This window comes from Microbacterium sp. BF1, assembly GCF_019279095.1.
Lineage (GTDB): Bacteria > Actinomycetota > Actinomycetes > Actinomycetales > Microbacteriaceae > Microbacterium > Microbacterium maritypicum.
In genome coordinates, this window is the sequence record NZ_JAGYWT010000453.1 from 1 (window position 1) to 1,987 (window position 1,987).

At 68.1% G+C, this 1,987-nt stretch carries 3 protein-coding genes; all 3 read left to right on the forward strand.

The features are described from left to right. A partial coding sequence (locus tag KZA10_RS13530; protein WP_218683137.1) for a bifunctional ornithine acetyltransferase/N-acetylglutamate synthase occupies positions 1 to 628 on the forward strand: 628 nt, incomplete at its 5' end. After that, on the forward strand, positions 625 to 1,542 hold the full coding sequence (gene argB / locus KZA10_RS13535) for an acetylglutamate kinase (RefSeq protein ID WP_017828581.1): 918 nt from the start codon (positions 625 to 627) through the stop codon (positions 1,540 to 1,542). The genes KZA10_RS13530 and argB, both read left to right, overlap by 4 nt. Continuing rightward, positions 1,539 to 1,987: aminotransferase class III-fold pyridoxal phosphate-dependent enzyme (locus tag KZA10_RS13540; protein WP_218683138.1), on the forward strand; the 449-nt coding region annotated here is incomplete at its 3' end. The genes argB and KZA10_RS13540, both read left to right, overlap by 4 nt.

A 1,987-nucleotide genomic window follows, 5' to 3' on the forward strand; every position in this document is an offset into this window, starting at 1 on the left:
CGGCCTCGCCACGATGCTGGTGGTGCTCACCACCGATGCGGTCCTCGAGCCGCTTCAGGCCGACGAGGCGCTGCGCCGCGCGACGGGCCGGACGTTCGACCGCCTCGACTCCGACGGCTGCATGTCGACGAACGATCAGGTGACCCTCCTCGCCAACGGCGCATCCGACGTCGTGCCGGACCTCGACGACTTCGCCGCAGCGCTCACCGAGCTGTGCCAGGAGCTCGCGGTCAAGCTGCAGGGCGATGCCGAGGGCGCGAGCCACGACATCACGATCGAGGTGCAGCACGCGGTGTCGGAGCAGGACGCCGTCGAGGTCGGCCGGTCCGTCGCGCGCAACAACCTCTTCAAGGCCGCGATCTTCGGCAACGACCCCAACTGGGGACGTGTGCTCGCGGCGATCGGCACCACGAGCGCGCAGTTCGACCCCTACGACGTGGACGTCTGGATGAACGGCGTCCGGGTGTGCACCGAAGGCGGTCCCGACCGTCCTCGCGAAGAGGTCGACCTCACCCCGCGCGCGACGCACCTCGTGATCGACCTCAAGGTCGGCGAGGCGACGGCCACCGTCCTCACCAACGACCTCACCCATGACTACGTGCACGAGAACAGCGCGTACGCCTCATGACCGACATCCAGGACACCCCGGCCGAGGTCGCCGCGCAGAAGGCCACCACCCTCATCGAGTCGCTGCCGTGGCTGAAGAAGTTCCGCGACCAGATCGTCGTCATCAAGTACGGCGGGAACGCGATGGTGTCGGAGGAGCTGCAAGACGCCTTCGCGCAGGACATCGCCTACCTCCGCTATGTCGGAGTGATGCCGGTGGTCGTGCACGGCGGTGGTCCGCAGATCTCGAACATGCTGCAGCGTCTCGAGATCCCCAGTGAGTTCAAGGGCGGCTACCGCGTCACGAACACCGAGGCGATCAGCGTCGTGCGCATGGTCCTCACCGGCCAGGTCAACCCGCAGCTCGTCTCCAAGATCAATTCGCACGGTCCGATCGCGACAGGTCTCAGCGGTGAGGATGCCGGCCTCTTCGGCGGACGCCGCCGCGGTGTCGTGATCGACGGGGAAGAGGTCGACCTCGGACGCGTCGGCGATGTCGTCGAGGTCGATCCGACCCCCGTGCTCGACCACCTCGCAGCCGGGCGCATCCCGGTGGTGTCGAGCATCGCGCCCGACCTCGACCACCCCGGTCAGTCGCTCAACGTCAACGCGGATGCCGCAGCCGCCGCCCTCGCGGTGTCGTTGCACGCGCGCAAGCTCGTGATCCTCACGGATGTGCCGGGGCTCTACGCCGACTGGCCCCACCGTGACTCGCTCGTCTCGCATCTGACATCGGAAGCGCTCATCGAGATGCTGCCGAAGCTCGAGTCGGGGATGATCCCGAAGATGCGGGCGTGCCTCGACGCGGTCGAGGGCGGCGTCGACGCGGCAGCGATCATCGATGGACGGGTGCCGCATTCGGTGCTCGTCGAACTTTTCACCAGCAAGGGAATCGGGACCGAAGTGGTCCTGGGGAAGTCGGAGGTGACGGGATGACCGTCTGGCAGGAGGATGCGGCACGCGATCTCGTGCTCAACGCAGGGGAGCGGCTCGCGCTGCTGGTCCGCGGTGAGGGCTCTTACCTGTGGGATGCCGACGGCCGACGCCACCTCGACTTCCTGGCGGGTATCGCGGTGACCTCTCTCGGACACGCGCACCCGGCCTTCGTGAAGGCGGTCTCGACCCAGGCGGCCACGCTCGCCCATGTGTCCAACTACTTCGCCACCCCGCCCCAGCTCGCCCTGGCCGCACGGCTCAAGCGTCTCGCGGGGGCCGGTATCGACGGCAGGGTGTTCTTCTCGAACTCGGGCGCCGAGGCCAACGAAGCCGCTTTCAAGCTCGCCCGGCTGCACGGCGGCACCGAGCGGCCGCGCATCCTCGCGCTCGACAACGGCTTCCACGGTCGCACCATGGGGTCGCTCGCGCTCACTGCGAAGGCGTC